Annotated in this window: 22 protein-coding genes, 1 other RNA gene and 1 pseudogene; 22 read left to right on the top strand and 2 right to left on the bottom strand. The window is 46.0% G+C overall.

All coding sequences use genetic code 11. The features are described from left to right. The first annotated feature begins 13 nt into the window (after nucleotides 1-13). The 20 genes from rpoN (at nucleotide 14) to smpB (ending at nucleotide 23,559) form a co-directional block, all read left to right on the top strand. The gene (rpoN, locus tag ACZ449_RS14445) at nucleotides 14-1,423 is read left to right on the top strand and encodes an RNA polymerase factor sigma-54 (RefSeq protein ID WP_464261671.1); all 1,410 of its coding nucleotides are present in this window, start codon (nucleotides 14-16) and stop codon (nucleotides 1,421-1,423) included. A gap of 150 nt (nucleotides 1,424-1,573) precedes the next feature. Beyond that, complete coding sequence (locus tag ACZ449_RS14440) at nucleotides 1,574-2,140, top strand: glycerol-3-phosphate responsive antiterminator (RefSeq protein ID WP_464261670.1); 567 nt, start codon at nucleotides 1,574-1,576, stop codon at nucleotides 2,138-2,140. A gap of 350 nt (nucleotides 2,141-2,490) precedes the next feature. After that, nucleotides 2,491-3,987: a glycerol kinase GlpK gene (glpK, locus tag ACZ449_RS14435; protein WP_464261669.1), complete on the top strand. Its 1,497-nt coding sequence runs from the start codon at nucleotides 2,491-2,493 to the stop codon at nucleotides 3,985-3,987. Between the two features lie 123 nt (nucleotides 3,988-4,110). Next, nucleotides 4,111-5,721: an anaerobic glycerol-3-phosphate dehydrogenase subunit GlpA gene (gene glpA, locus ACZ449_RS14430; RefSeq protein ID WP_464261668.1), complete on the top strand. Its 1,611-nt coding sequence runs from the start codon at nucleotides 4,111-4,113 to the stop codon at nucleotides 5,719-5,721. After that, nucleotides 5,708-6,952, top strand: coding sequence for an anaerobic glycerol-3-phosphate dehydrogenase subunit GlpB (glpB, locus tag ACZ449_RS14425; RefSeq protein WP_464261667.1), 1,245 nt, complete (start codon nucleotides 5,708-5,710; stop codon nucleotides 6,950-6,952). The genes glpA and glpB overlap by 14 nt, the downstream gene beginning before the upstream one ends. Before the next feature lie 42 nt (nucleotides 6,953-6,994). Further along, complete coding sequence (locus tag ACZ449_RS14420) at nucleotides 6,995-8,191, top strand: anaerobic glycerol-3-phosphate dehydrogenase subunit C (RefSeq protein WP_464261666.1); 1,197 nt, start codon at nucleotides 6,995-6,997, stop codon at nucleotides 8,189-8,191. A 152-nt stretch (nucleotides 8,192-8,343) separates the two neighbouring features. Further along, a complete protein-coding gene (locus ACZ449_RS14415) occupies nucleotides 8,344-9,378 on the top strand; it encodes a sugar-binding transcriptional regulator (protein WP_464261665.1) in 1,035 nt (344 codons plus the stop codon). A gap of 13 nt (nucleotides 9,379-9,391) precedes the next feature. Next, on the top strand, nucleotides 9,392-10,399 hold the full coding sequence (gap, locus tag ACZ449_RS14410) for a type I glyceraldehyde-3-phosphate dehydrogenase (RefSeq protein ID WP_464261664.1): 1,008 nt from the start codon (nucleotides 9,392-9,394) through the stop codon (nucleotides 10,397-10,399). An 84-nt stretch (nucleotides 10,400-10,483) separates the two neighbouring features. After that, nucleotides 10,484-11,671: a phosphoglycerate kinase gene (locus tag ACZ449_RS14405; RefSeq protein ID WP_464261663.1), complete on the top strand. Its 1,188-nt coding sequence runs from the start codon at nucleotides 10,484-10,486 to the stop codon at nucleotides 11,669-11,671. An 18-nt stretch (nucleotides 11,672-11,689) separates the two neighbouring features. Next, nucleotides 11,690-12,442: a triose-phosphate isomerase gene (gene tpiA / locus ACZ449_RS14400; protein WP_464261662.1), complete on the top strand. Its 753-nt coding sequence runs from the start codon at nucleotides 11,690-11,692 to the stop codon at nucleotides 12,440-12,442. Nucleotides 12,443-12,459: 17 nt separating this feature from the next. Beyond that, nucleotides 12,460-14,001, top strand: coding sequence for a 2,3-bisphosphoglycerate-independent phosphoglycerate mutase (gene gpmI / locus ACZ449_RS14395; RefSeq protein WP_464261661.1), 1,542 nt, complete (start codon nucleotides 12,460-12,462; stop codon nucleotides 13,999-14,001). 137 nt (nucleotides 14,002-14,138) lie between these two features. Beyond that, the gene (gene eno / locus ACZ449_RS14390) at nucleotides 14,139-15,425 is read left to right on the top strand and encodes a phosphopyruvate hydratase (RefSeq protein WP_464261660.1); all 1,287 of its coding nucleotides are present in this window, start codon (nucleotides 14,139-14,141) and stop codon (nucleotides 15,423-15,425) included. 28 nt (nucleotides 15,426-15,453) lie between these two features. Further along, nucleotides 15,454-15,687 (top strand): hypothetical protein, encoded by a 234-nt coding sequence (locus ACZ449_RS14385; RefSeq protein ID WP_464261659.1) that lies wholly within the window; start codon nucleotides 15,454-15,456, stop codon nucleotides 15,685-15,687. 206 nt (nucleotides 15,688-15,893) lie between these two features. Further along, nucleotides 15,894-16,124, top strand: coding sequence for a preprotein translocase subunit SecG (gene secG / locus ACZ449_RS14380; protein WP_464261658.1), 231 nt, complete (start codon nucleotides 15,894-15,896; stop codon nucleotides 16,122-16,124). A 79-nt stretch (nucleotides 16,125-16,203) separates the two neighbouring features. Further along, nucleotides 16,204-18,210 carry a sodium-translocating pyrophosphatase gene (locus ACZ449_RS14375; RefSeq protein ID WP_464261657.1) on the top strand — a complete coding sequence of 669 codons (2,007 nt, stop codon included), beginning with the start codon at nucleotides 16,204-16,206 and terminating at the stop codon, nucleotides 18,208-18,210. A gap of 582 nt (nucleotides 18,211-18,792) precedes the next feature. Then, nucleotides 18,793-19,512 (top strand): gamma-glutamyl-gamma-aminobutyrate hydrolase family protein, encoded by a 720-nt coding sequence (locus ACZ449_RS14370; RefSeq protein ID WP_464261656.1) that lies wholly within the window; start codon nucleotides 18,793-18,795, stop codon nucleotides 19,510-19,512. Nucleotides 19,513-19,637: 125 nt separating this feature from the next. Beyond that, nucleotides 19,638-20,282, top strand: coding sequence for an alpha/beta hydrolase (locus ACZ449_RS14365; RefSeq protein WP_464261655.1), 645 nt, complete (start codon nucleotides 19,638-19,640; stop codon nucleotides 20,280-20,282). 16 nt (nucleotides 20,283-20,298) lie between these two features. Further along, nucleotides 20,299-20,694: a PaaI family thioesterase gene (locus ACZ449_RS14360; RefSeq protein WP_464261654.1), complete on the top strand. Its 396-nt coding sequence runs from the start codon at nucleotides 20,299-20,301 to the stop codon at nucleotides 20,692-20,694. 1 nt (nucleotide 20,695) lies between these two features. Continuing rightward, the gene (gene rnr / locus ACZ449_RS14355; RefSeq protein ID WP_464261653.1) at nucleotides 20,696-22,969 is read left to right on the top strand and encodes a ribonuclease R; all 2,274 of its coding nucleotides are present in this window, start codon (nucleotides 20,696-20,698) and stop codon (nucleotides 22,967-22,969) included. 119 nt (nucleotides 22,970-23,088) lie between these two features. Then, entirely contained in the window at nucleotides 23,089-23,559 is a 471-nt protein-coding gene (smpB, locus tag ACZ449_RS14350) for an SsrA-binding protein SmpB (protein ID WP_464261652.1), read from the top strand. A 56-nt stretch (nucleotides 23,560-23,615) separates the two neighbouring features. Here the strand turns inward: smpB and ACZ449_RS14345 are convergent, their stop codons facing one another. Beyond that, nucleotides 23,616-24,536 carry a DMT family transporter gene (locus ACZ449_RS14345; RefSeq protein ID WP_464261651.1) on the bottom strand — a complete coding sequence of 307 codons (921 nt, stop codon included), beginning with the start codon at nucleotides 24,534-24,536 and terminating at the stop codon, nucleotides 23,616-23,618. A gap of 202 nt (nucleotides 24,537-24,738) precedes the next feature. On the opposite strand from ACZ449_RS14345, the gene ssrA reads away from it, so the two are divergent. Then, nucleotides 24,739-25,084, top strand: a transfer-messenger RNA (tmRNA) gene (gene ssrA / locus ACZ449_RS14340). 292 nt (nucleotides 25,085-25,376) lie between these two features. Here ssrA and tnpA read toward each other — a convergent pair. Beyond that, nucleotides 25,377-25,673: pseudogene (gene tnpA, locus ACZ449_RS14335) on the bottom strand (IS200/IS605 family transposase); the annotation flags it as partial. 507 nt (nucleotides 25,674-26,180) lie between these two features. Between tnpA and ACZ449_RS14330 the strand changes: the two are divergent. Next, nucleotides 26,181-26,462 (top strand): hypothetical protein, encoded by a 282-nt coding sequence (locus ACZ449_RS14330; protein WP_464261650.1) that lies wholly within the window; start codon nucleotides 26,181-26,183, stop codon nucleotides 26,460-26,462. Nucleotides 26,463-26,464: the final 2 nt, after the last annotated feature.

Raw genomic sequence — 26,464 nt, 5'->3', positions numbered from 1 at the left:
GGAGGTTATCTCTGTGCAATTGGATTATGGGCTCAAATTGGAAACAACCCAAAAGTTAATAATGACTCCCCAACTCCGTCAGGCAATCGCCATTCTCCAACTTCCGGCTACCGAGTTGGCCGCATTGGTGGAAAAAGAATTACTGGAAAATCCGGTGCTTGAGGCTGATGCCCCTGAAAGTAATGATGAGTCTGAGGGCGAGGTTGAACCGCTCAGCAATGAGCAAACGGATAACCAGCATGAAGAAGATGGTTGGGTTGAGTATTTGCTAAGTGGTACGCAGAGCACAACAAGTGGTCAGTCCGGAAGTACTGAAATGGCAAAGCAGCGGGAGATAGCGGATGCGGAAATGGTATCACTGCAAAACTATCTGGAAATGCAGTTGCATTTTGCTGTACTGGATGCCAGTTACTTGAATATCGGCAAATATCTTATCGGCTGCATTGATGACAATGGCTATTTGTGTGGGACAACAGCAGAAGCGGCTGCCCGACTGGGAACAACAGAGACCATAGTAATTAATGTGCTGGAAATTATACAAACCTTTGATCCTATTGGCGTAGGCGCGCGCTCTTTGCAAGAATGTCTGCTCTTGCAATTAGAACAAAAAGTGGAAGAATACAGCAAGGAATTCGCGTTAGTGGCTGCCGTTATTAAGGACCATCTTGATCAAGTGGCTTTAGGCCGGTATAAACAAATTGCTGACAAACAGCACTGTTCAATCCACGAAGTCCAACAGGCTGTGGATGTTATCCGGACACTTGATCCCAAGCCGGGCTGTGCTTTTGGTGGCGGGCAGGCAGGCTATATTGTACCTGATATTATTATTGAGCGCTTAAATAGCGAGTATGTCATTCTCATTAATGATAATCATGTGCCGCAATTATCCATCAATTCATATTACCGGCAGATTGTCCGGGAAGAACACAGTGACGCCCGCAAATACGTAGAAGGTCGGATTAATGCAGCAGTCTGGCTAATAAAAAGCATTGAACAGCGCCGGCGCACCTTATATAATGTGGCGGAGGCCATTATTGATCTGCAACAAGGTTTTTTTGATCATGGTCCCAAATTTTTGCGGCCGCTCACTATGAAGAAGGTGGCCGATCAGATTGGTGTTCACGAATCTACCGTGAGCCGTGCAACAGCCAATAAATATATGGCTACACCCCACGGAGTTTTTGGTATAAATACGTTTTTTACTGCTGGCATTCAGAGCGCCGTCGGCGAGAATATTTCGGCCAGTCGGGTAAAACAAGAGATACGAGAAATGATTGCTGGCGAAAATCAAATGCAGCCGTTAAGTGATCAGGCTTTAGGCGACATTTTGAATGGTAAAGGCATTATGGTTTCACGGCGAACGGTTGCTAAATATCGGGAAGAAATGAATATTCCCGCCTCAAGTAGACGAAGAAGGCATTAATATAGAGGATATGAGACTTCCTTAGCTAGTAGCTAAGGAAGTCTTATATCTTTACATTAAATGGCAATAATTCACCAAAAGCTGGAAGGGGAAATTGGAATATATAGCGAATAAGTAATAAGAAATTATTACAGAGGCGGTGAACGTCGATTGGCACCCTACAATATCTTTAAATTGTTATGTGACGGCCATGTTATACCGGCGCCTCGCAATTACGAGGATTTTAAATATGCGCTGGAATATTCTGCAAGTCCCAGTATCATTTTGTTATTTGGCGATATCAATGTTTTACCAGAGCTTCTAACTCAAGCCCGCGAACACAAAAAACGTATTCTGGTACACTTAGATCTGATAAGCGGTATAGGTAAAGATAAAGCTGGCATTATCTTTTTGGCGCGAATGGGGATTGCAGCTGTTATTACCACCAAAACGCAGCTGGGAAAACTTGCACGTGAATCCGGAATGCTGGTGATTCATCGCTTGTTTTTGATGGATTCGGAAGCCATTAAGACCGGGGTCAATTTGCTCAAAGGGTATAAACCAGATGCGTTAGAATTATTACCGGCATCAGTTCCTGCAACTGTTGTAGCTGAACTTGCCCGCATGACCGGACTTCCTGTTCTGGGTGGTGGTCTGATGCATACCCAAGAGGACATTGAACAGGCTATCAGTAATGGCTTGAGTGCCGTGAGTGCCAGTAAACGTGAACTCTGGTAAGTGTTAAAGTAACTTTCAAAATGAGTGAAAATAATAACTTTTCACATTATTTAAAATTTAGCAGGAATTATAAAAAGCGGCGAGAATATAGTTACAACAGAAGAATAAAGGGACAGAGATAAAGTAAGTCCGAAGTTTTCGCCTTTGTAGAAATTGCAGCTCTATAGGCGTTACTTTGGGCTTTGTTTTATGTCTGGACAGGGAGGGCGATGCTCGAGCAGTGGTAGTAAGAAGTCGAAGAAATTATTTACTTGTTATGTTTAATCTGGAGTTTGGTTAATATAGAATGCTTGCCCCAAAATGCGTTAAAGCAGTCTCAAAAATAATATAAATAAAAGGGAGTTGCTGTTATGTCCAAAAAGTATGTACTTGCACTTGATCAGGGAACTACCAGTTCGCGAGCCATTGTGTTTGATTCAGAGTCCAACATTGTGGCCGTAGCTCAAAAAGAGTTCACCCAGATATTCCCCAAACCAGGCTGGGTCGAGCACAATGCCGATGAAATCTGGAGTTCACAGATTGGGGTTGTTGCTGAGGCTATTGCTAAGGCTGGTATCAGCGCAACAGATATAGCTGGCATTGGTATCACTAATCAGCGCGAAACTACCGTAGTGTGGGATAAAACCACAGGTAAGCCAGTGTATAATGCGATTGTCTGGCAATCCCGCCAAACTATGGATATTTGCAATGAGCTTAAAGCTAAAGGATTGGAAGATATCTTCCGCCAAAAAACTGGTTTGGTAGTAGATGCATATTTTTCGGGCACTAAGGTAAAATGGATTCTAGATAATGTTGAGGGTGCTCGCGCCAAAGCGGAAAAAGGCGACCTCCTGTTTGGAACCATTGACACTTGGCTTATATGGAAACTGTCAGGCGGAAAGTTCCATGTAACAGACTACTCGAATGCATCCCGGACATTAATGTATAACATTCGTGAACTCAAATGGGATGAAGAACTGTTGGCAGCTTTGACTGTTCCTGCCTGCATGCTGCCAAAGGTTCGCCCCTCCAGTGAGGTGTACGGCAACACTGAGCCTAGTGTATTTTTAGGCGCAGCTGTACCTATTGCCGGCGCAGCTGGCGATCAGCAAGCAGCATTGTTTGGGCAAACCTGTTTTAAACCTGGTATGGCGAAAAATACGTATGGTACTGGTTGCTTCATGCTAATGAATACCGGTGACAAAGTATATGAGTCTAAGAATGGCCTGTTGACTACTATTGCCTGGGGGATTGACGGCAAAGTCGAGTACGCACTGGAAGGCAGCATCTTTGTAGCCGGCTCTGCAGTTCAATGGCTGCGCGATGGTCTTAAACTGATTGATGCGGCTCCTGATTCAGAATATATTGCGAAAAAAGTCAATGATTCTGAGGGTGTATATGTAGTTCCAGCTTTTGTTGGTTTGGGTGCTCCCTATTGGAATATGACGGCTCGCGGCGCTATCCTTGGTTTAACCCGTGGTACGACTAAGGCTCATGTGGTTCGTGCTACGCTTGACTCCATGGCTTATCAGACTAAAGATGTACTGAGCGCTATGGAAGCCGATTCTGCTATTAAACTACAGGCGCTTAAGGTTGACGGTGGCGCTGTAGCTAATAATATCCTGATGCAGTTCCAGGCCGATATCCTGGGTGTGCCAGTTGACCGGCCTCAGGTTACTGAGACCACCGCATTAGGCGCAGCGTATCTTGCCGGTTTAGCGGTTGGTGTATGGAACAACAAAGAAGAACTTATTAAGAATTGGAAGTTAGATACCCGTTTTGAGCCCAAAATGGCAGCTGAGCAGAGCAGTAAATATTATAAAGGCTGGCAAAAGGCGGTTAAGCGCTCAATGGATTGGGAAGACTAAGCAACAATAGATAAAAATTCAGAAAAAGTAATATCGGACTTAGAGATGAAGAGAAGTCCTTCTTGCGCCAGTTATCGGCCCAGGGGGGCTTCTCTATCCTTTTTTAGCGGGGGTTAAATAAGTATGCAAGCTACCGTAGTTGTCATTGGTGGCGGGGCAACAGGAGTTGGGATTCTCCGAGATTTGTCTATGCGAGGCATCAAGACTGTTTTAGTTGAACAAAAAGATTTAGCTTATGGTACCAGCTCGCGTTTTCATGGATTATTGCATAGCGGTGGTCGGTATGCCGTAAAAGATGCTGAATCAGCCCAAGAATGTATTGAAGAAAATACCATCCTGCGCAAGGTAGCCCGCTATGCCGTGGAAGAGACTGAGGGTTTGTTTGTCAGACTACCGGAAGATGATGAGCAGTTTGAGTCTTCTTGGGTAGCGGCTTGTGCCAAAGTTGGCATTCCAGCTATTCCCATTACACCAGCAGAAGCAAACAGGCTGGAACCGCAACTTACTAGACGCATACGTTCGGCTTATCGCGTGCCCGATTCAGCCATCGATGGCTTCCGCCTGGTATGGCAGAATGTTATGTCAGCGCGGCAATATGGCGGTGAAGTGCTGACCTATACTGAAGTAACCGCTATTGAACACGTAAACAATCAGGTAACAGGTGTTAAGGTCAGAAATACGATAACGGGAAAGACCGACTCAATTGCCTGTGATTATATTGTAAATGCTGCAGGCTCCTGGGTGGGCCATGTGGCCCACTTAGCAGGCGTGGATGTTCATGTTAAGCCAGATAGAGGCGTATTAGTCGCTTTTAATCATCGTTTCACTAGTCGGATCGTCAACCGGTTGCGGCCAGCTTCTGATGGCGATATCTTTGTACCTCATGGTTCCATTACGATTTTAGGTACAACGTCTTCACCGGCTGAGCGGCCTGATGATACTATCCCGCGTACTGCCGAGGTGGCGACATTGCTCAAAATCGGCCAACCGTTATTTGAAAACATTTATAATTACCGGATTCTCCGGGCTTTTGCCGGAACGCGCCCGCTCTATAGTGCTGATCCCAATGCCGCTGGTAGGTCGGCTTCTCGTAATTTTACGATTATTGACCATGAAAAAGACGGACTAACAGGTATGGCTACTATCGTCGGCGGCAAATTGACAACATACCGGCTGATGGCTGAAAAGATGGCTGACAGAGTGTGTGGCAAGCTTGGTGTCGATGCTGCATGCCGGACGGCGGTTGAACCCATGATTGCTGATGCGTCGGCCGCCGATATGGCAGCAGCCAAACGGTTTTTCCCTGCGTATAGTGTTAACAGTGCGGTATCACGGTTAGGCGCGAAATTGAATGAAGTTGTTAAAGTTATGGAGGATAATCCAGCGAAACGACAATTGTTATGTGAGTGTGAAATGGTTACACTGGCTGAGGTTGAAGCTATGGCAGCTGATCCTACCAGTTACACCCTTGAAGATGTAAGGCGTAAAACTCGTATCGGCATGGGAACTTGCCAAGGGGCTTTTTGTGGTTTCCGTGGCGTAGGCGTGGCAGTAGCCAATGAATTTATTCCTGCCCAAGAGGCTCCTAATTTTATTAAAGATTTTTTAGAAGCACGCTGGAACGGTATCCGGCCAGTACTGTGGGGGAACCAGCTCAGGGAGGCGGAACTGATGCGCGGCATCTATGGAGCCTCATTAAATATAGATGGAGCGGTTAAACATGAGAACAAGTGATGTTATTGTAATCGGTGGCGGACTTGCCGGTTTGACGGCAGCAATTGCTGCTGCGGGTCGGGGCCGGCAAGTTACCCTTATGACCTCTGGTGCAGGGACACTGGCCATTGGCGGCGGCACGATTGATCTATTGGGTTATCTGGAGAACAATACCCTGGTTGCTACCCCGCGTGCTGGTTTAAGTCTGTTACCGCCCGAACATCCATATAGCAAGGTGGGCAGCCAGGTAGTGGAAGACGCGGTACAATTCTTCTTAACCATGTGTCAGGAAGAAGGATTTGCATATACTGGCGGTTTGGATCAGATCCAGTGGCTGCCAACGGCTATCGGCACCGTGAAACCTAGTTGTCTGGTACCACTTACTATGGATAGCACTCCTATTCAAACAGCTAGCCAGGTTGTAGTGGTAGGATTTACTAGGTTGAAGGATTATTTTCCAGAATTAATTAGTAAAGGCTTAGGGACGATTCCGGGTTTTCAAAAAGAGTATCAAGAGATTGTTGTTGATCCTGGTTTTACTGGCGGGCGAGATGTAACTACCCTTGACATTGCCAGATGGCTTGATACCATCCAAGGCCAACAAGTTTGCCGGGAACAATTGGTAAAGCATATGAAGCCTGGCAGTGTAGTTATTATTCCGCCGGTATTAGGCTCAAGGCCGAGCTATGTTGTCAGAGATACTCTGGAAAAAATGCTTAATTGCAAATTTGTTGAGGCTGTAATTATGCCGACAGCTGTTGTTGGGCTCAGATTGCGTGCTATGCTGCTGCAGCGTGCTAAACGGCTGGGTGTTACCATTATGGAACAAGCGCATGTTGTCAGGGCCGTGCAGGAAAGCAAGCGAGTGACTGCTGTTATTACTGGCAATGTTGACAGAGAACGTTCGTATCCCACCAAGGCTGTTGTCTTAGCGACAGGTGGCTTTTTTGGCGGCGGTATTGTCGCTGAACATGATAGTATAGGTGAACCTATTTTTGATTTACCGGTGACAGCCCCAGCTGAGCGGGAGGAGTGGGGAGCACGCAACCTATTTGCCGATGCAGCCCAACCTTTTGCCAAGATTGGCATTCAGGTTGATACCAATTTGCGGCCAGTAAATTCTGAGGGGCAGGTAGTGCTCGAAAACGTCTATGTTGCTGGCCGCAATCTGGCTGGTTATGATTACTGTCTGGAAAAGTCGGGCAATGGGGTAGCATTGGTTAGCGGCTATAAGGCGGGTTTAAACTGTTGACACCTTTTACAGTTTAAAATTAAGTATATGGAGAGAAAAACCATGAAAAAACATCATTATAATCCTGATGCCTGTACAGCCTGTACGTCTTGTGTTATTCATTGCCCGGTTGCCCAAGCTGTGCGGGAGTTCCAGGGCCCCAAGCTTGCCGGTCCGGCTGGCGAACGCTTTCGACTACAGGAAGACGAGTGGGAGTCTGCGTTGGAGTATTGCTCAAATTGCAAAAATTGTGATATAAGCTGCCCTTCACGTGTTCCTATTTCGACACTGAATATGAAGGCTAGAGCCCAGTACTATAAAACTCATAAGCAGCCTTTGAGAGACTGGATTTTGTCACATGGTGAACAAATGGCCAAGATGGCCGGACTTACGCCAGGACTGGCCAACCTCGGGATGAATAACGTTGTGAGCAAAGCAATTTTAAACACCATAGGAATATCAAATAAAGTGCCGTTGCCTGCCTATGCCAGCGAGAGTTTTATCAAACAGTTTAAAAAAATCAAACAGCAGACTTATGCAAATAAAGCAGTGTTTTATCCAGGTTGTTTCGTCAATTATAATCAGCCGCAAGTAGGGCTGGATGTTGTGGCTGTGTTGCAGGCCAATAAATTCGAGGTGATTGTTCCCGAGGCGGCGGTATGTTGTAGTTCGCCATTAGTGGTCAACGGGTATATGGACGAGGCTGAGGCCAATGCTCATAAAAATATCGCTATTTTGCAAGACTATGTTAAGAAGGGCTATCCGATTATAACGGCCTGTACCAGCTGTGGTCTTATGCTCAAACAAGAATATCAGGAGTTATTTACAATTGAAGGGATAGAACAAGTTGCCAGCCACATCTATGATATCGCAGAATTTTTACTAGAACTCTATGATAAGGGACAGCTTAATACTAACTTTGCCAAGCAAACGGGACGATATCTTTACCATGCTCCTTGTCATCTGCGTGTACAGGGGATAGGAACCCCCAGCCTGGAACTTGTCCGCATGATTCCGGGTATTGAGATTATTGACGCTGATGCTGGTTGTTGCGGGATCTCAGGCAACTATGGGTTTAAGGCCGACAAACATGATATTGCTATGGCGGTTGGCAATACTCTTTTTGAAACCATCAAAGCTAGTGGTATAGATACGGTGCTCTCAGAATGTGGTACCTGCCGTTTGCAGATAGCCCATGGCGCTGGTGCGAAAACGGTGCATCCTATCTCGATTGTTAGGGCTGCCTACGATCGGAAGTAACAGGTTGTTATAAAATTTTCCTGCGGTAGCAGGAGTTTCTAGGCGCTTGCCGAATAGGTGTAAAGAAAGAGATAGGCAGGCTATCTAGTTTTTTTATCTGACATGGGACATAATATGTTCACATGGGACATATTTTAACCCGAGGAGCTAGTATGGAGAAATTTATTCAGCTACAGCGCAAACTTGCGCCAGAACTTATACAAATTATTGAAGCACGCTACAATCTCTTGCGCCATATCCAGCATGCTCAGCCAATTGGACGCCGTGCGTTAGCCAGTATGTTAGATATGGGGGAACGCGGAGTTAGAGCTCAGGTAGATTGGCTCAAAACGGCTGGACTTGTTGAATTTTCGCAGCTGGGCATGAGTGTCACGGCCGAAGGCCAGACTATGCTGGCCGATTTGGCTGAATATATTCGAATGCTTCATAATTTAGTCGGACTTGAGGCTGAACTGGCCGAACGTCTGAACCTTACTCAGGTAATTATTATTCCGGGTGATAGCGAGGCTGACAGCGCCGTGCGCCGCGAACTTGGCCGGGCTACGGCAAGTGTACTCAGCCAGCATTTGGGAGACAATATGGTTGTTGCCGTAAGCGGTGGTTCAACTATGGCCAAGGTGGCGGAAGCCATTAATTTTAGCGCTCCCACAACAATCGTTGTACCAGCCCGGGGGGGACTCGGTGAGGTAGTGGAGTATCAGGCTAATACCATTGCCGCCGTTATGGCCAGCAAGTTAGGCGGGCGTTATCGTCTACTGCATATTCCCGATGGGGTAAATGAGGAGACTCTAGAAGCCATTCTGGACGGAGATGCCAATCTTCGGGCTGTGGCCGACATGATTAAAGAGGCTAACATTCTGGTACATGGCATTGGTGAAGCCGTTGAAATGGCTGAACGGCGTGGTATGGCAGCAGCTACTATTGCTGAGCTTGAGCAGCTTGGTGCTGTGGGCGAAGCGCTTGGCCAATATTGCGCTTTGCCAGGAGAGATTGTATATGTCACCAGCAGTATTGGTTTGCGACTGGATGACTTGGCCGGAATTGACACGGTAATCGCTGTAGCCGGTGGTAGCGCTAAAGCCAAGGCAATCTTGGCAGTCGCTGGTACCGGTGGGCAAGGTGTGCTTGTTACCGACGAAGCTGCGGCTAAAGCTATTCAGTTATTAATAAATACTAATAATATTTAGGAGGAGTTTTATTATGACTATTAAAGTTGGTATTAATGGTTTTGGCCGTATTGGTCGGAATGTTTTGCGGGTAGCAATCAATAACCCTAAGTTTGAGATTGTGGCGGTAAATGACTTAACAGATGCCAAAACTCTTGCTCATCTTTTGAAATATGATTCTGTCCATGGCACACTGAATGCCGAAGTCAAAGCTGTTGATGGCGGTATCGAAGTAAATGGTAAGCTCATCAAAGTAATTGCTGAAAAAGATCCGGCCCAGCTGCCCTGGAAAGCCATGGGTGTTGATATTGTAGTTGAGTCGACAGGCCGTTTCACCGAAAAAGACAAAGCAATGGCACACATTACAGCCGGTGCGAAAAAAGTTATCATCTCCGCTCCTGGCAAAAACGAAGATATTACCATCGTTATGGGCGTAAATCAAGACAAATACGATCCGGCCAACCATCAAATTATTTCCAATGCTTCTTGCACGACCAACTGCCTGGCACCGTTTGCCAAAGTGCTGCAAGAAAAATTCGGTATTAAATCTGGTTTAATGACAACAATTCATTCCTATACAAATGACCAAAACATTCTTGATCTGCCACATAAAGACCTCCGTCGTGCCCGTGCTGCTGGTATGTCTATCATCCCGACGACCACCGGTGCAGCTAAAGCGGTAGCTTTGGTTCTGCCTGAACTGAAAGGCAAGCTCAATGGCTTTGCTCTGCGGGTACCGACTCCGAATGTATCCATTACCGACCTGGTTGCGCAACTGGAAAAACCGGCTACTGCCGAAGCTGTTAACGCTGCCTTAAAAGAAGCAGCTAATGGTGAACTTAAAGGCATTATGGCGTTTTCCGAAGAACCGCTGGTATCGATAGACTACAATGGCAATGCCCATTCCTCCATCGTTGACGGCTTGTCAACAATGATGGTGGGTGATAATCTGGTCAAGGTAGTTTCTTGGTATGACAATGAGACTGGCTATTCCAACCGTGTTGTCGATCTGATCAACTTCGTTATTGGCAAAGGCCTGTAAGATTATTAAGGGTGAAGCAATCTCAGTTATTTGGGATTGCTTCTCTTACACCTCACCTGCTTAAGCTAAGATGGAGGAATGGTTATGAATAAAAAAAGCTTACATGATGTTTGGGTATCTGGGAAAAAAATATTAGTGCGGGTAGACTATAACGTACCGATGGATAAGGCGGGCAATATTACCGATGATACGCGTATCCGGGCTACGCTTCCTACTCTGGAATTTTTACTGTCCAAAAATGCGGCTGTTATTATCGCCAGTCATCTGGGACGGCCAAAGGGCAAAATTGCGCCTGAATTTTCGCTCAAGCCTGTTGCACAAAAACTGTCACAATTACTTTATGGCCGTGAAGTTTTGTTTGCTAATGACTCGGTAGGGCCGGAAGCCAGAAAAATGGCGGCTGCCCTTCAGCCTGGTCAATTGCTTATGCTGGAAAACCTGCGCTTTAATCCTGAAGAAGAAAAGAATGATCCTGAATTTGCCAGACAACTGGCTGGTCTTGCAGAAATTCTTGTTAATGATGCCTTTGGCGTATCCCACCGGGCTCATGCTTCGGTGCATGGTATAACCAAGTACATCCCGGCCGTATCCGGTTTTCTGATGGATAAAGAGTTACTGTTCTTAGGTCAAGCTGTTACCAACCCGGCACGTCCGTTTGTTGCCATTATCGGCGGCGCTAAAGTTTCTGATAAAATTGGTGTCATTGAAAATCTATTAAATAAAGTGGATACCCTAATCATCGGCGGCGGTATGGCCAATACCTTTTTGGCTGCTCAAGGTTACCAAACAGGTAAATCGCTGGTAGAAACCGACAAGTTGGTTTTGGCTAACGAGCTTATGGTAGCTGCCAAGAGCAAAGGCGTAAACCTGTTGTTGCCAGAAGATGTTATGGTGGCTGAACAATTCGCTGCCGATGCTGACCACAAAGCTGTGTCTGTTACGCAAATACCCAGTGAGTGGATGGCACTTGATATAGGTCCGTTAACAGCTGAAAAATTTGCAGCAGCATTGCAAGATGCCAAAACCGTAGTGTGGAATGGGCCGATGGGTGTATTCGAATTTGATGCTTTTGCTGTAGGTACCGAGGCAGTCGCTAAAGCAGTAGCTGCATCAGGTGCTAAAAGCATTGTCGGTGGTGGTGATTCGGTAGCTGCTTTGGAAAAACTCAAGCTTGCCGCAAAGATTAGTCACATCTCAACAGGCGGCGGCGCATCACTGGAGTTTTTAGAAGGTAAAGAACTGCCAGGCGTTACTGCGTTGGCTGATAAATAATGTTAAGGAGTGGAGACTATGCGCAAGCCGATTATTGCTGGTAACTGGAAAATGCATAAAACAGCCGGAGAAGGCGCTACACTCGTGCAGGAATTGAATGCTCTAACAAACGCAGTAAATGACGTGGAAATTGTTGTATGTCCGCCCTTTACGGCCTTGACTGCTATCGCTGATGCTACCGCCGGAACCAATATTGGTTTAGGTGCTCAAAACATGCATTGGGAAGACAAAGGTGCCTTTACTGGTGAAATTGCGCCTGGTATGCTCAAAGATATCGGCTGTACCCATGTAATTATTGGTCACTCAGAGCGCCGCCAATATTTTGCGGAAACAGATCAAACCGTGAATAACAAGCTTAAAGCTGCTCTTAAAGCCGGTTTGAAGCCTATTATGTGTGTTGGTGAAACGTTGGTTGACCGGGAATCAAAGGCTACCGAACGGGTTGTCGGCGTGCAGGTGAAAGGCGGGCTGGAAGGCCTTAGTGCTGACCAAGTGGCTGGCCTGGTTATTGCCTATGAACCGATTTGGGCCATTGGCACTGGTCGCACGGCTTCGGCTGACGATGCCAATGCTGTGTGTGCTTTTATCCGTCGTACGGTTGCCGAAATGTTTGGGAAAGATAGCGCTGACAGCGTCCGAATCCAATACGGCGGCAGTGTTAAACCCGATAATGTCGCTGAACTTATGGCTAAACCTGATATTGATGGCGCTTTGGTCGGCGGGGCAAGCTTAGAGGCCGAGTCCTTTAGCAAATTAGTTAAGTTTAAATAACTGTGAGGAGAAAAAACGTGTCTAAACTATCATCGCCAATTGCACTTGTTATTCTTGACGGTTGGGGAATTGGCCGTGAGAATGACGAGTTCAACTCCATTGCCAGAGCTGATACTCCGCATATTAAACTATTGACAGAGCTGTACCCAGTAACCAAGCTTGTTTGCTCAGGCGAAGCTGTCGGTTTGCCGGAAGGGCAAATGGGAAACTCGGAAGTGGGCCATCTTAATATTGGCGCAGGCCGGATTATCTACCAGGAGCTTACCCGTATTAGCAAATCAATCAAGGATGGTGATTTCTTCACCAATCCCACACTCTGCCAGGTATGTGAGCAGACCTGCAAATCAGAAGGGGCACTTCATCTCATGGGCCTGTTGTCTGATGGCGGTGTTCACAGTCATATTACCCATGTGTATGCCTTACTGGAATTAGCTAAAAAGCAGGGTGTTAAGAAAGTCTATGTCCATGCCTTTTTAGACGGACGGGATGTACCGCCCAGCAGTGCTATTTCCTATATAAAAGCGCTTGAGACTAAAATGTCCGAACTTGGGGTAGGGCAGATTGCTACTGTAGCTGGTCGCTATTATGCTATGGACAGGGATAAACGCTGGGAACGTACTAGCAAGGAATATGAAGCACTTGTCTATTGTCAGGGTGCGCAAGCTAGTAATGCAGTAGCGGCTGTTGAAGCATCCTACCAGGCGGGGAAAACGGACGAATTTGTTGAGCCAACTGTTATGAGCAACTGTAGTTGTAAGGGGATAAAACCAGCTGATGGTGTTATCTTCTTTAACTTTCGCCCTGATCGGGCCAGACAGCTTACCCGAGCACTTACGGATGTTAATTTTGACAGCTTTGAGTGCAAAAATGGTTGTTTACCCCTTCATTTTGCCAGTATGACTCAATATGATGAAACCTTACATGTCCCAGTAGCTTTTCCACCAACTCATATTATGAATACGCTAGGTGAGGTAGTTAGCCAGGCGGGATATACCCAGCTGCGAATTGCTGAAACCGAAAAATATGCCCATGTTACTTACTTCTTTAATGGTGGGGAAGAACACCCTTATGCCGGCGAAGAACGGCTGCTTATTCCTTCACCCAAGGTAGCTACCTATGATCTGAAGCCTGAGATGAGTGCGTTTGAAGTCACTGGCAAGGTCGTTGAAGCCATCAAATCAGGTAAATATGATTTGATTGTTCTCAACTATGCTAATGGCGATATGGTGGGTCATACAGGCATACTTGACGCTGCGATGAGTGCAGTGAAAGCAGTGGATCAATGTGTCGGTCGATTGGTAGACGCCATGCGCGACCAGGGCGGCATTACTCTGATAACAGCCGATCACGGTAACGCGGAAGTCATGCGCGATCCGAAAACCGGCGAGCCGTTTACCGCCCACACTACCAACGAAGTACCGCTTATTATGGTTTCAGAAGTGCATCGTGGCAGTAAACTACGAGACGGTATTTTAGCCGATATTGCGCCCACTATCCTGGAATTGGCTGGTATTACTCAGCCTGCAGAGATGACCGGTAAGAGTCTGTTGGTAAAGTAAAGTGAACTCGTTTCAGCAGAGCTGAAACATCGGGGGTTCAGGTGGAGAGTCTACTCCACCTGAACTGACGCCGCCTGTAGAGGCGGGAGACCCTTGACTTAGCGATTAAAATAAACACATAGCTAGGAGGAAAATACATGTCTACAACAATTATTGATATTTTAGCCAGAGAGATTCTCGATTCGCGCGGTAATCCTACCATTGAGGTTGACGTGCTACTCGAAGACGGTACCTTGGGTCGTGCGGCTGTTCCGTCCGGCGCATCTACCGGTGCCTATGAAGCTGTTGAGCTTCGCGATGGCGACAAGAGCCGTTTCCTGGGTAAAGGTGTGCTCAAGGCTGTGGAAAACGTTAATGAAATTATTACTCCGGAAATTGTTGGCATGGATGCTCTTGACCAAATCGGTATTGACCGAGCCATGATTGAACTTGACGGCACTCCCAACAAAGCTAAATTAGGTGCTAACGCTATCTTGGGTGTTTCCATGGCAGCTGCAAAAGCAGCAGCATCGTCGTTAGATATGACCTTGTATCAATACCTGGGTGGTGCTAATGCTAAGGAATTGCCTGTTCCCATGATGAACATCTTAAATGGTGGTAAACATGCTGATAATAACGTGGATATTCAAGAATTCATGATCTTGCCGGTAGGGGCAGAAAGCTTTGCGGAAGCCCTTAGAATGGGTGCGGAAATTTATCATAACCTCAAAAAAGTACTTACTGACCGCAAGTTAGCGACTGCTGTTGGCGATGAAGGTGGTTTTGCACCTAATCTAGCCTCTAATGAAGAAGCATTGAAAATTATTATTGAAGCGATTGAAAAAGCTGGCTACAAACCAGGCGAACAAATCATGCTTGGCCTTGATGTTGCTGCAACCGAAATATTTAAAGACGGAAAATACCATCTCGAAGGTGAAGGTGTTGTGAAAACTTCAGCCGAAATGGTGGAATACTATAGTCAGTTAGTTGAAAAATACCCCATAATCTCAATTGAAGACGGCATGTCCGAAGATGACTGGGATGGCTGGAAGCTCTTAACCGATCGTTTGAGCAGCAAAATTCAACTAGTCGGCGATGATCTGTTTGTTACCAATGTGGAACGCTTAAGCCAAGGAATTGTTGCCAAAACCGCTAACTCCATTTTGGTTAAAGTAAATCAAATTGGTACATTGACTGAAACCTTTGATACCATTGAAATGGCGAAACGGGCTGGTTACACCTGTGTAATCTCACATCGTTCCGGGGAAACAGAAGATGCCACCATTGCTGATATTGCGGTAGCTGTTAATGCTGGCCAAATCAAAACTGGTGCGCCGGCCCGTACTGACCGCGTGGCTAAATATAACCAATTACTCCGGATTGAAGAGCAATTGGGTGATTTAGCCCAATACCGTGGGTATAAGGTTTTCTATAATTTAAGGTAAGTTCGCGCCGAAGGGAGGTGAACGAAAAATGCCGAAGGGATATTTGCTAAAATGCAGTGATTGCGGTTACCTGGATGAGTGTGGGAACGACTTGCTGGAATGCCTAAATAACAATGTCTGTGAGCATTGCGGCAGTTCTAACATGGAAGTTTTTCAGCAGCACGAAGGCCGGTTTGGCTGTACTAACCGTCTCAACACCCATGATGCCAAGAATGTTAATTCTTCTGTAGATCATCCCGATCCGGTACTACCCTCCCGCTAAGGCGTAATAAATAGGTAAAAATAAACAGCCGGAGCATTTGGCTGTTTATTTTTTTGCAAATTGGGAAAAATATATATAACTATTATGTGAAAAACTTGACGAAAGAATTGTCAAGCATCGTTTAAGTGTGTTAAAATGTTGATATGCCTTGGCAGCTTAGTATTGCGGCAAAGGATAACCGTATCAGTCATGGGGGGTGTTAAGAAATGATAACAGGACTGATGATATTGGAAGGCGTACTTTCTATTGCGCTAATTGTCGTAGTAGTATTTCAGTCAGGGAAAAGTGCCGGTTTATCAGGGTCCATTGCCGGAGGGGCCGAATCTATGTTCGGTGGCAAAGCTAAAGGACTTGATGCAATTTTGGCAAAAGCAACAATTATCATTGCCACATTGTTTGGAATTGTAACAATGGTTTTGGTTAAATTGATGCAGTAGGGTTACACCTCAATGGCTGGAGTATCATCCGGCATATTGAGGTATTTTTAGGGGTTTAGTCAAAGGGGGAAAGTTAATAATGGATTTATTGTACATTGCGCCGTTTGCTGGACTTGTGGCGCTAGCTTTTGCTGCGTATTTTATGGCTAGCGTACTGAGGGAAAGCCCAGGCAACCAAAAAATGCAGGACATTTCTCAGGCGATTTTTGAAGGAGCTATGGCTTTTCTTAACCGCCAGTACAAAACATTGATTCCGTTTACTATCGTTATTTTCTTTATACTTTTCTATGTGGATGGCTACAAGTTGGCCGTATCCTTCCTGGTCGGTGCGATTTGCTCCGCCATTGCGGGATATGTTGGTATGACTTCGACAACCAAGTCGAACGCTCGTACAACGGAAGCTGCCCGCAGCAGTCTTAACAAAGCCCTGAGTGTTTCTTTCCGTGCCGGTGCCGTTATGGGTATGTCTGTTGCCGGTTTGGGCCTTTTGGGTGTATCTACGTTATACATAATTTTTAGAGATCCTGTTGTTATCAACAGCTTTGCCTTTGGCGCTAGCGCCATTGCATTCTTTGCTCGTGTCGGCGGCGGTATTTTTACCAAAGCAGCTGACGTTGGTGCTGACCTGGTAGGTAAGGTTGAAGCAGGCATTCCTGAGGATGATCCCCGTAACCCAGCGGTTATTGCTGATAACGTGGGCGATAATGTTGGTGACACCGCCGGCATGGGAGCTGACTTGTTTGAGTCCTATGCAGCTACTGCTATTGCGGCGATGCTTATTGGTCAAACCGTGTTCAAGGGGGATATTAACGGTGTGTTGTTCCCACTAATAATCGGTGCAGCTGGTATCTTTGCATCTATCATCAGTACCTTCCTGGTTAGAACCAGTGAAGATGGTGATCCGCAGGCTGCTCTGAATCGAGGAATATGGGGAACTAATATACTTGTTGCTATTTCCACCTATGCCATTGCCAGCAGCATGCTTCCAGCTAAAGCAATAGGCATTACGATTGCTGTTATCTGTGGTTTAGCTGTTAACGTACTTGTAGGTGCCATTACTGAATACTATACTTCCAGCAACAAACCACCTACTCAGCATATTGCTGATGCTTCACAAACAGGCCCGGCGACCAACATTATTGCAGGCCTTGCCTGTGGCTTGAGAAGCACCGCACTGCCGATGCTGGTATTCGCTGTTGCTATCTGGGTAGCTTATGGTGCAGCTGGCATCTATGGTATTGCTATGGCCGCTATGGGCATGCTCTGTACTGCTGGTATGGTTGTTGCCGTTGACTCTTTTGGTCCGGTTGCTGACAACGCTGGTGGTATCGCCGAAATGGCCGATCTTGGCCCTGAGGTTCGCAAAACTACTGATAAATTAGACGCAGTTGGCAACACTACGGCCGCAATTGCCAAAGGTTTTGCCATTGGTTCTGCTGCTCTTACTGCATTAGCCTTGTTTACTGCTTTCGGTGAAGAAATTGCTAAAAACCCTAAACTGTCCGGTCTGTTAGTAAACGGTCATTTAGTAATTAATCTCACCGAACCAACCGTAATTATTGGTATCTTCCTTGGTGCAACTCTGCCGTTTTTGGTATGTGCGTTCACAATGGAAGCTGTAGGTAAAGCTGCTTTTGAAATGATTGGCGAGGTTCGCCGTCAGTTCCGTGAAATTCCAGGCATTATGGAAGGCACTGGTCGTCCTGATTATGCCAAATGTGTAGATATTAGCACTAAAGCGGCTATTCGCGAAATGATTATTCCTGGTATCTTTGCTGTAGGCTCGCCTATTCTTGTTGGTTTTGTCCTTGGGGCAGAAGCCCTGGCTGGTTTCTTGGCCGGTGCCACGGCAGCCGGTGTATTGTTGGCATTGTTCATGTCCAATGCTGGCGGCGCTTGGGATAATGCGAAGAAATGGATTGAAACCGGTAAATATGGCGGTAAGGGTACTCCGACCCACGCTGCTGCTGTTATCGGCGATACCGTAGGTGACCCGTTCAAGGATACTTGTGGTCCGGCCATGAACCCGCTGATTAAAGTGTGCGGTACTATCTCGCTAATCATTGCACCGCTTCTTTTCTCATAAAGGTAAGAATGAAACGCCAAGCTATTGTAGCTTGGCGTTTTTTTTGATGTGTCAGAGGCATTATAAAACAAGGGGTGTCAAGTACAAAACACGGCACAGGTGGCCGTACTGTTTACGCCCTTCTTGAGCGAAGAAACGGTGGTTTTGTCTTGTTAGTGGTACTTCGGCAACCCCCGTAACTTCCGTACTCCGTAACCCCCTGGCCTTTGCCGGAAAAAGCGTTCCGCAGGAGAAAAGCCGGGCGGTATTCCGTAAAAAAATCCGTACTGTCTGAGCGTAGCGAGTTTACGGATTTTAGGAATATCGTCCGGCTTTTCAGCTTTTGGAGGCTTGGGGCCTAGACTTTTTGTTACTTTTGGGGCAATGCCAAAAGTAAAACCCCTTTCTTTGTATTCGATTGACTGGATATCTGATGTGCGCAAATCTAAAGGCCCGCGATAACGGTTTTTCTTATGCCACTGGCATACCATAAGCTATATTTCCCTTACGTGCCAGAGAATGGTATAATTAGTAGTAATCGCATATAATGCCACAAATACTTACAGACAGTATTTTAAAATTACTATATTGGAGTGTGCTGATGTGGCAAAACCTTTGATAGGTATTACTACTAATCAATTTTTAACCGAAGGCGGCATCATGGCTGGTACCAAACGGCAATTTGTGAGTGATGCCTATATACAGGCAGTATTCAGTGCAGGTGGTGTGCCTCTATTGCTGCCGATAATTGGGGAGCAGGCGGTAATCGTAGAACAGCTAGCTGTGATTGACGGTCTCTTACTTTCAGGTGGCGGCGATATTCAGCCGCAGTTATTTGATGAAGAACCGGTGCGTGAATTGGGTAAAGTACTTCCTGAACGCGATACGCATGAGCTGGAATTGGTAAGATTGGCGCTAGCATCAGGTAAACCCGTACTAGGTATTTGCCGTGGCTGTCAATTGCTTAATGTAGCGCTAGGCGGTAGTGTTACCCAACATTTGGCCGAGGCTACACTGCAGCATGATCAACAATCTCCCGGTGATTATGCCGGACATAACGTGATTTTGGAAAACGGCAGCAGGCTGGCTGGGCTATGGGGGAATACTGTTATGACTAACAGCTTTCACCATCAGGCAATTAACAAGGCAGCTCCTGGCCTTAGGATAACTGCCAGAGCTAAAGACGGAGTGGTCGAGGCCGTAGAACACGAAACAGCGGCTTTTGGCGTTGGCGTTCAATGGCATCCTGAACTTATGATTACTAAATATCCGGCTATGCTTACGTTATTTACAGCGTTTGTCAACACAGCTTACCGGAAATAATAAGGATATAAACACAATGAGGGGGAGTTTTACTTGGCCATAATGCCGGGAGCTGAGCCCTTTTTTTACCAGGCGGTAAAACCGGGGTCCTTGTAGTACATGGATTCACCGGGGCACCGTCAGAGATGCGGCTGGCGGGAGAATATCTTAACAACCTCGGCTATACTGTGTTAGCCCCACGGCTTTCAGGACACGGAACTACGCCGGAGGATATGGCAAAAACAAACTGGCCGCACTGGTATAGCAGTGTTGAGGATGGTTATCATGTATTAAGTGGAATCTGCAGCAATGTGGCAGCAGTAGGCTTGTCGATGGGCGGTCTATTAGCCCTTAAACTAGCCAGTGAGTATCCTGTAAATAAGCTAGCTGTACTTAGTGCTCCCATCTATATTGCTAACAAGCGGTTACGATTATTGCCGCTTTACCGGGTGTTTACTAACTTTGTTTCGAAAAAGCGCAAGCGTTTGCCTGATAGGGGCGAGGAATATTCCATTAGTTATGATTTGACACCGCTGAGCAGCTTAACCAGTCTTATTCACCTAATCAACCATGTAGATACTCTTTTACCGTTAGTAACAGTACCGACGCTTGTTATTCAATCAAAAAAAGAGCACACGGTTGAACCGGAAAGTGCTCAATATATTTATAATAAACTGGGGAGTGCTGATAAAAGACTGGTGTGGCTTAATAAATCAGGTCACATAATTACCCTGGATACTGAGCGAGAGTATGTATTTCAGGAAATTAGCCGGTTTTTGGCCGAAGATTAATGATGAGGTGTGTAGTATGAACGATATGAATGACTGGTGTTTTGCCTGTGGTCCACGCAATCCCATCGGGCTTAAACTAACCTTTCGTGAAGTGAATGATGTCTATTTGACAGACTTTACTGCTGGTCCTGAGCATCAAGGTTATAACGGGATTATGCATGGCGGATTGATAAGTACGCTGTTGGATGAAATAATGGCCCGCTATCTGTATGCCCAAGGCCTGAATGCAGTAACAGCCAAACTGGAAGTGCGGTATCGTCAGCCAACCCCTATTGGAGAAAAATTGACGATAAGCGGATGGATTACCAGTAAACGGGGAAAAATGGTTGAATTAGCAGGTAAGATTACTTTGCCGGACGGAACGGTAACAGCGGAAGGCAAAGCGATGGTTGCCATAAAAGGAGATGAATAATATGGATTTGGCAGATAGAATTCTGGAGTTTATGCGTAAAGAAGCCTATAAACCGCTCACAGCAGAGGACTTGGCTGATGGTATGAGCATTCGTGGCAAAGAACTGGAAGAGTTTTGGCAGATACTGGACAAGCTGGAGGAAACGGCTGCTATTATAAAAACTCGGTATGGCAAATTTGGCGTGCCTGATCGCATGAATCTGGTTGTTGGTAAGTTTTCAGCAACAACCAAGGGATTCGGCTTTATTTTACCGGAAAAACAGGAAATGGATGATGTCTTTATTCCTCCTGATGCTATTGGCGGGGCCATGCATGGCGATCGTGTGGTAGCCCGTATGCATCAGCGGCATGTTTCTGGTAAAGCGGTCGAGGGAGAAATCATTCGGGTGGTCACCAGGGCCAATAATAAAGTTGTGGGAACCTTTGAAGCCAGCCGCAATTTCGGCTTTGTTCTCCCAGATGACCGACGGATTGGCCGGGATATTTTTGTGCCGAAAGATGAGTTCAATGGTGCCAAAACAGGTGCCAAGGTAGTTGTTGAGATTGTTGAGTGGCCACACAAACAAAAAAGCGCCGAAGGCCGAGTTGTCGAGGTACTAGGCCAGCAGGGTGATACAGGTATTGAGATTTTATCCATCATCAAGAACAATAACCTGCCTACTGAGTTTCCGCCAGAGGTCGAAAGCGCGGCTGAGCGCGTGACCACGACCATTAGTCCAGAGGACTTACTTGGCCGCAGAGACCTTAGAGAACTCAATCTTGTCACAATTGACGGTGACGATGCCAAAGACTTAGACGATGCTGTGTATGTCGAGCGAATGAAAAACGGCCACTATCTTCTGAGTGTACACATTGCCGATGTCAGTCACTATGTACGGGAAAACACACCACTAGACAATGAGGCTAGAGCCAGAGGCACTAGTGTGTACCTTGTCGATCGGGTGCTGCCGATGCTGCCGCCTCGGCTATCGAACGGAATTTGCAGCTTAAATGCCGGGGAAGACCGGCTGGCTTTGTCAGCCCAGATGGAAATCGATGGTCGCGGCCAAGTAATTAATCATGAAATTTTCGCTAGTGTCATTCGGGTGAAAACCCGCTTAACCTACAATATTGTGCGACAGATGGTTGCCGATCATAATGAAGAGTTGCGGGACAAGTATGCTGATTTGGTGGGACCGCTGGAAGAAATGGAACGCCTGTGCCGGATCTTACGTGACCGCCGGATGCGCCGGGGAGCCATTGATTTTGATTTCCCGGAAATAAAGGTAAAGCTGGATGCTGAAGGTCGGCCTATTGCCATTGAAAAGAGGATTCGCAGCATTGCCGAATCCATTGTCGAAGAATTTATGCTTGTCGCCAACGAGACAGTAGCCGAGCATATGCATGATTTGGGCATACCATCCATGTTCAGGGTGCATGAAGAACCAGACGGAGAAAAAATAGCCAGACTCAATGTATTACTCGGAAACTTTGGCCAGCATATACCCAAAACTCAGGAAATCCAACCCATGGCCCTACAACGCGTGCTTAGCAAAATTGCCGGACGTCCGGAAGAGCGTATTATTAGCACGGTTATGCTGCGCTCGCTCAAACAAGCCCGCTATGATGCCGAGAATCTGGGGCATTTTGGTTTGGCGGCAACCTATTATACTCATTTTACCTCGCCCATTCGGCGCTATCCGGATTTGATTGTTCACCGGCTTATTCGGGAGACGTTTTCTACTGGCGATATTTCAGCGAAACGCCGTCAGAAGTTATCAACCATGCTGCCTGAGATTGCCATGCATTCCTCTGAGCGGGAACGGGCGGCAGCTGAGGCGGAACGTGCTACCGTTGATTTGAAAAAAGTAGAATATATGGCTCAGTTTGTTGGTGAGGAGTTTGACGGCATCATTAGCGGAGTTACCGCCTTTGGCTTTTTTGTTGAAATCACCAACGGGATTGAAGGCTTGGTACATGTATCCAGTCTGGATGATGACTATTATCGGTATGCCGAAGAACAGTATTCTTTGATTGGGGAACGAACAAGCAATATTTACCGTCTGGGTAACGCGGTCAAAATCATGGTAGCCAAGGTCAATCCGGCAGAACGTAATATTGACTATGTGCTGGCAAAGACTGATAAGCCCCTGCAAGCGGTCAATAGTCAGGCAACAGAGCCAAAACGTAATAAGCCAAGTCCAAAGCGCAGCACCAGTAAACCACAAACTGTTACGGCTAAGAAAAAACCTGCTGCCAGTACCAAACCCCGGAAGCCCAGGACTCCGAAAAAGTAGCCAAGAAACATCCCTCACCCTATCGCTTTCCCTCTTTCAGGGACAAAGCAATTGACGTGTAGCAGCAGATACTATACAATAAATATACGTATTAGCAGGATTCTACGAGGTGAGGAAGCATGGCCAAAGAGGCTGGCATAAAAATAGCGGCGGAAAACAGAAAGGCACGCCACGATTATCATATACATGAAACCTATGAAGCAGGAATTGCGCTTACCGGTACAGAGGTTAAATCACTCCGCGCTGGCAAGGCCAATCTAAAAGATGCCTATGCGCGGATTGATAATGCTGAAATCATGTTGCATAACATGCATATCAGCCCTTATGAGCAGGGTAACCGCTTTAATCACGAGCCACTGCGTACCCGTAAGCTTTTGATGCATCGGTACGAAATCAATAAATTAATTGGAAAAACGAAAGAAAAGGGTTATACGTTGGTGCCGCTCAAACTGTATTTTACCAAAGGCAAAGTGAAAGTCGAACTAGGACTTGCCACAGGTAAGCATACCTATGATAAGCGTCAGGATCTTGCCGAACGGGATGCTAAGCGCGACATGGAACGGACGCTGCGCGACAGGCAAAAGGAATAGTGCGGCCATTGTCCTATCAGTCGGTTGGTCAGCAGAGGAAGTGCGACGGGGCGATCTCAATCGCGACGTTCCTCGATTGCAAGCGCAAAATCAGACGACTTGCAATCGCTTTTTCCAGCCCAAAGTTGTAAAAATACAATACCGCCAAGGATCAAAATGCCGCCGCCTACTTGTAGCGGCGTTATTTTTTCATTGAGCAAAGCCACTGACAATAATACAGTTATAACTGGTTCCAGCGTACTGATAATGGACGCATTGGTAGCGCCAACCCGGCTCATACTTGCGAAAAAACCCACAATTCCCACAATGGTTGGCAGTAGTGCAATACCGATAATGGATAACCAGCCTGCGAGCGGCAAACTCCAATTCAGGGAATCAGTCGCCATACCAGTTACCAGGAAAACGATAGCGGCAGAAGCGCAGACGTAGGTAGTAGTAACCAACGGGTTCGTATCTTTCAACAGACGATTGCCAATAATGATGTACAGGGAATATACCAATGCCGAACCTAAGCCAAAAACAAAGCCGAGCATACTGACTTTATCAAAGGATACACCAAGCACAAGAAATAAGCCGGAAAAGCAAATTGTTAGTGCCAATCCCTTTTGCCAAGTGTATTTTTCATCACCACTAAAAAAGGATAGCACGCTGACTATCGCCGGATAAGTGTATAGCAACATAGCTGCCAGCGATGCAGGCACATGTTTTATGGTCATAGCGAACAACATGGACATTGAACCATAACCCAAGCCACCTAAAAGTGCCAGCTGTTTCATCAGACTTTTATCAATCATCAGCGAAACACCGCGCCATTTTAGCAGTATGGCTAAACAGATTGCGGCCAAAACAAACCGCCAGGCCAAAATCGTAATCGTACTGGCTCCAGCGGCATAGGCGAATTTAATAAAAATGGCCAGAGTAGCAAAGCCGGCAGCCGATGCTGCGACCAGCAACGCTCCGGTATGTTGTTGATTCAAATCAGATCACCCCTTAGCTACAATATATTCGGCAGTAGCAAAAATTTCTCCTGTATGCCAAAGTATAGTTATAATACAAGGAAAAAAATATGCTGGAAAAAGATTTATTTGGCGGTAATCAAGCTTTATGATATAATAAGACCATAATGAAGTGTATAACCGTTTGCAGCTAAACACCATCCCAGGTATTTTAAAAAAATACGGGGGCGCACTGGTTTCGACAGGGGTAGTTATGGTATAGGTAGCGAGCCGGGGTTCCATCAGCCCGTCAATACGGTGGAAAATTGTAAACGCAAACGAAGATTACGCTTTAGCAGCTTAATGCTAACGTTCTACCTGCGCACTCCCGCGGCCTAGGATAGGACGTCATTTAGTGGGATACCTGAGGCTCAATTCTCGGAGAGCTGACTGGGAACTTTTATCGAGATAGCGCCAGAGCAGCCTGTTAGTGGGCGGCAACGGAGCGAAATTTAAATCACTGACTGCGCTCGGAGAAGCCTATGCAGTAATGTCTTTGGACAGGAGTTCGATTCTCCTCGCCTCCACCAAAATTTGGAAATTAATAAAACCCGCGAATTTCGCGGGTTTTTTGCTGTGTATTTGGGGTGTAGGTGGTGGAGGCGACCAAGAATATGATTTTGATCAAAAAAGCGGCAATGATGTTTAAGCACAAGGAGATTGTCGGATTTAGCTAGAATAGTAAACAATGGTATGGATTGGAAGATGTATCATGAGTCGAGAAACTATCACCTGACTCATCTAAGAATACGAGGATTGATAGAAATACTATTTTAGAAGCATATCAGGTTGTCGGCAACCCCGTCCCCGTGACACTCCAACGTACTTATATTTCAAATTCGCATGTTTATCAAATATCATCAACGAGCTTTTTCCTTTTAAGTATCCCACGAAATACGCCACACTTATCTTAGGCGGTATGCTAACTAACATATGAATGTGATCTGGACATGCATTAGCTTCAAGTATTTCCACACCTTTGTACTCACATAACTTTCTTAATATCACGCCTATATCTGATTTTATTTTTCCGTATATTACTTGCCTTCTGTACTTTGGTGCAAATACTATGTGATATTTACAACGCCATTTGCTATGTGCTAAACTTTTAGTATCCATTTGGATGCGCCTCCTTTGTTCAGAGTTATGCGGTCGGCAAACCTGCATTTATTCTAACAAAGGAGGCTGTTTTTTTCGAGGCATAGCTGTAAGCTTTTTGGAACCACATGCATAGCATGTGGTATTCGCTTACGCAATTAGTAAAACCCGCGAATTTCGCGGGTTTTTTGCTGTTTATTTGGGGTGTAGGTGGTGGAGGCGACCAAGAATATGATTTTGATCAAAAAAGCGGCAATGATGTTTAAGCACAAGGAGATTGTCGGATTTAGCTAGAATAGTAAACAATGGTATGGATTGGAAGATGTATCATGAGTCGAGAAACTATCACCTGACTCATCTAAGAATACGAGGATTGATAGAAATACTATTTTAGAAGCATATCAGGTTGTCGGCAACCCCGTCCCCGTGACACTCTATATAGCCTATGCCTTTCTTCAAGGTGCTTGGGTAGAATGCATTTCCCAGTACTATGCCATTTTTCAGGGAAAAACTGAGCGAGAATTACTTTTGGCCTCAGAAGAAATTCGCAAAAATAAATCCAACAGCCAGAAAAAGTACATCGTTACAGCCGCCCAATTGGCTGAATTCTTTCAAAAAAATGTCCGGTCAAAAGAAAACGAACTTAAAGAACAATATAAAGCAGATAATGATATTCCTGAATTGCATGTTTTACATGGTAAAGGAAAGCGTATCGAACCCAATAAGCAGAAAGTTAAATCTGACAAAAAGAATACTCTGCCCTCCGTTAATCAGCGAACGGTACCCAGGCAGATTTATGAGGAGTATTGAGT

The organism is Desulfosporomusa polytropa, from assembly GCF_055380075.1.
Note: the sequence above shows the minus strand (reverse complement) of the source record. Positions and strands in the feature narration are given on the sequence as shown.

Bases quoted from the DNA above. Each gene is read 5' to 3' on its own strand.
- ACZ449_RS14405 (WP_464261663.1), top strand. From the start codon at position 10,484: ATGAATAAAAAAAGCTTACATGATGTTTGGGTATCTGGGAAAAAAATA.
- smpB (WP_464261652.1), top strand. From the start codon at position 23,089: ATGGCCAAAGAGGCTGGCATAAAAATAGCGGCGGAAAACAGAAAGGCA.
- secG (WP_464261658.1), top strand. From the start codon at position 15,894: ATGATAACAGGACTGATGATATTGGAAGGCGTACTTTCTATTGCGCTA.
- glpB (WP_464261667.1), top strand. From the start codon at position 5,708: ATGAGAACAAGTGATGTTATTGTAATCGGTGGCGGACTTGCCGGTTTG.
- ACZ449_RS14365 (WP_464261655.1), top strand. From the start codon at position 19,638: ATGCGGCTGGCGGGAGAATATCTTAACAACCTCGGCTATACTGTGTTA.
- glpK (WP_464261669.1), top strand. From the start codon at position 2,491: ATGTCCAAAAAGTATGTACTTGCACTTGATCAGGGAACTACCAGTTCG.
- glpA (WP_464261668.1), top strand. From the start codon at position 4,111: ATGCAAGCTACCGTAGTTGTCATTGGTGGCGGGGCAACAGGAGTTGGG.
- gap (WP_464261664.1), top strand. From the start codon at position 9,392: ATGACTATTAAAGTTGGTATTAATGGTTTTGGCCGTATTGGTCGGAAT.
- ACZ449_RS14360 (WP_464261654.1), top strand. From the start codon at position 20,299: ATGAACGATATGAATGACTGGTGTTTTGCCTGTGGTCCACGCAATCCC.
- eno (WP_464261660.1), top strand. From the start codon at position 14,139: ATGTCTACAACAATTATTGATATTTTAGCCAGAGAGATTCTCGATTCG.
- ACZ449_RS14375 (WP_464261657.1), top strand. From the start codon at position 16,204: ATGGATTTATTGTACATTGCGCCGTTTGCTGGACTTGTGGCGCTAGCT.
- ACZ449_RS14420 (WP_464261666.1), top strand. From the start codon at position 6,995: ATGAAAAAACATCATTATAATCCTGATGCCTGTACAGCCTGTACGTCT.
- ACZ449_RS14415 (WP_464261665.1), top strand. From the start codon at position 8,344: ATGGAGAAATTTATTCAGCTACAGCGCAAACTTGCGCCAGAACTTATA.
- tpiA (WP_464261662.1), top strand. From the start codon at position 11,690: ATGCGCAAGCCGATTATTGCTGGTAACTGGAAAATGCATAAAACAGCC.
- ACZ449_RS14385 (WP_464261659.1), top strand. From the start codon at position 15,454: ATGCCGAAGGGATATTTGCTAAAATGCAGTGATTGCGGTTACCTGGAT.
- rnr (WP_464261653.1), top strand. From the start codon at position 20,696: ATGGATTTGGCAGATAGAATTCTGGAGTTTATGCGTAAAGAAGCCTAT.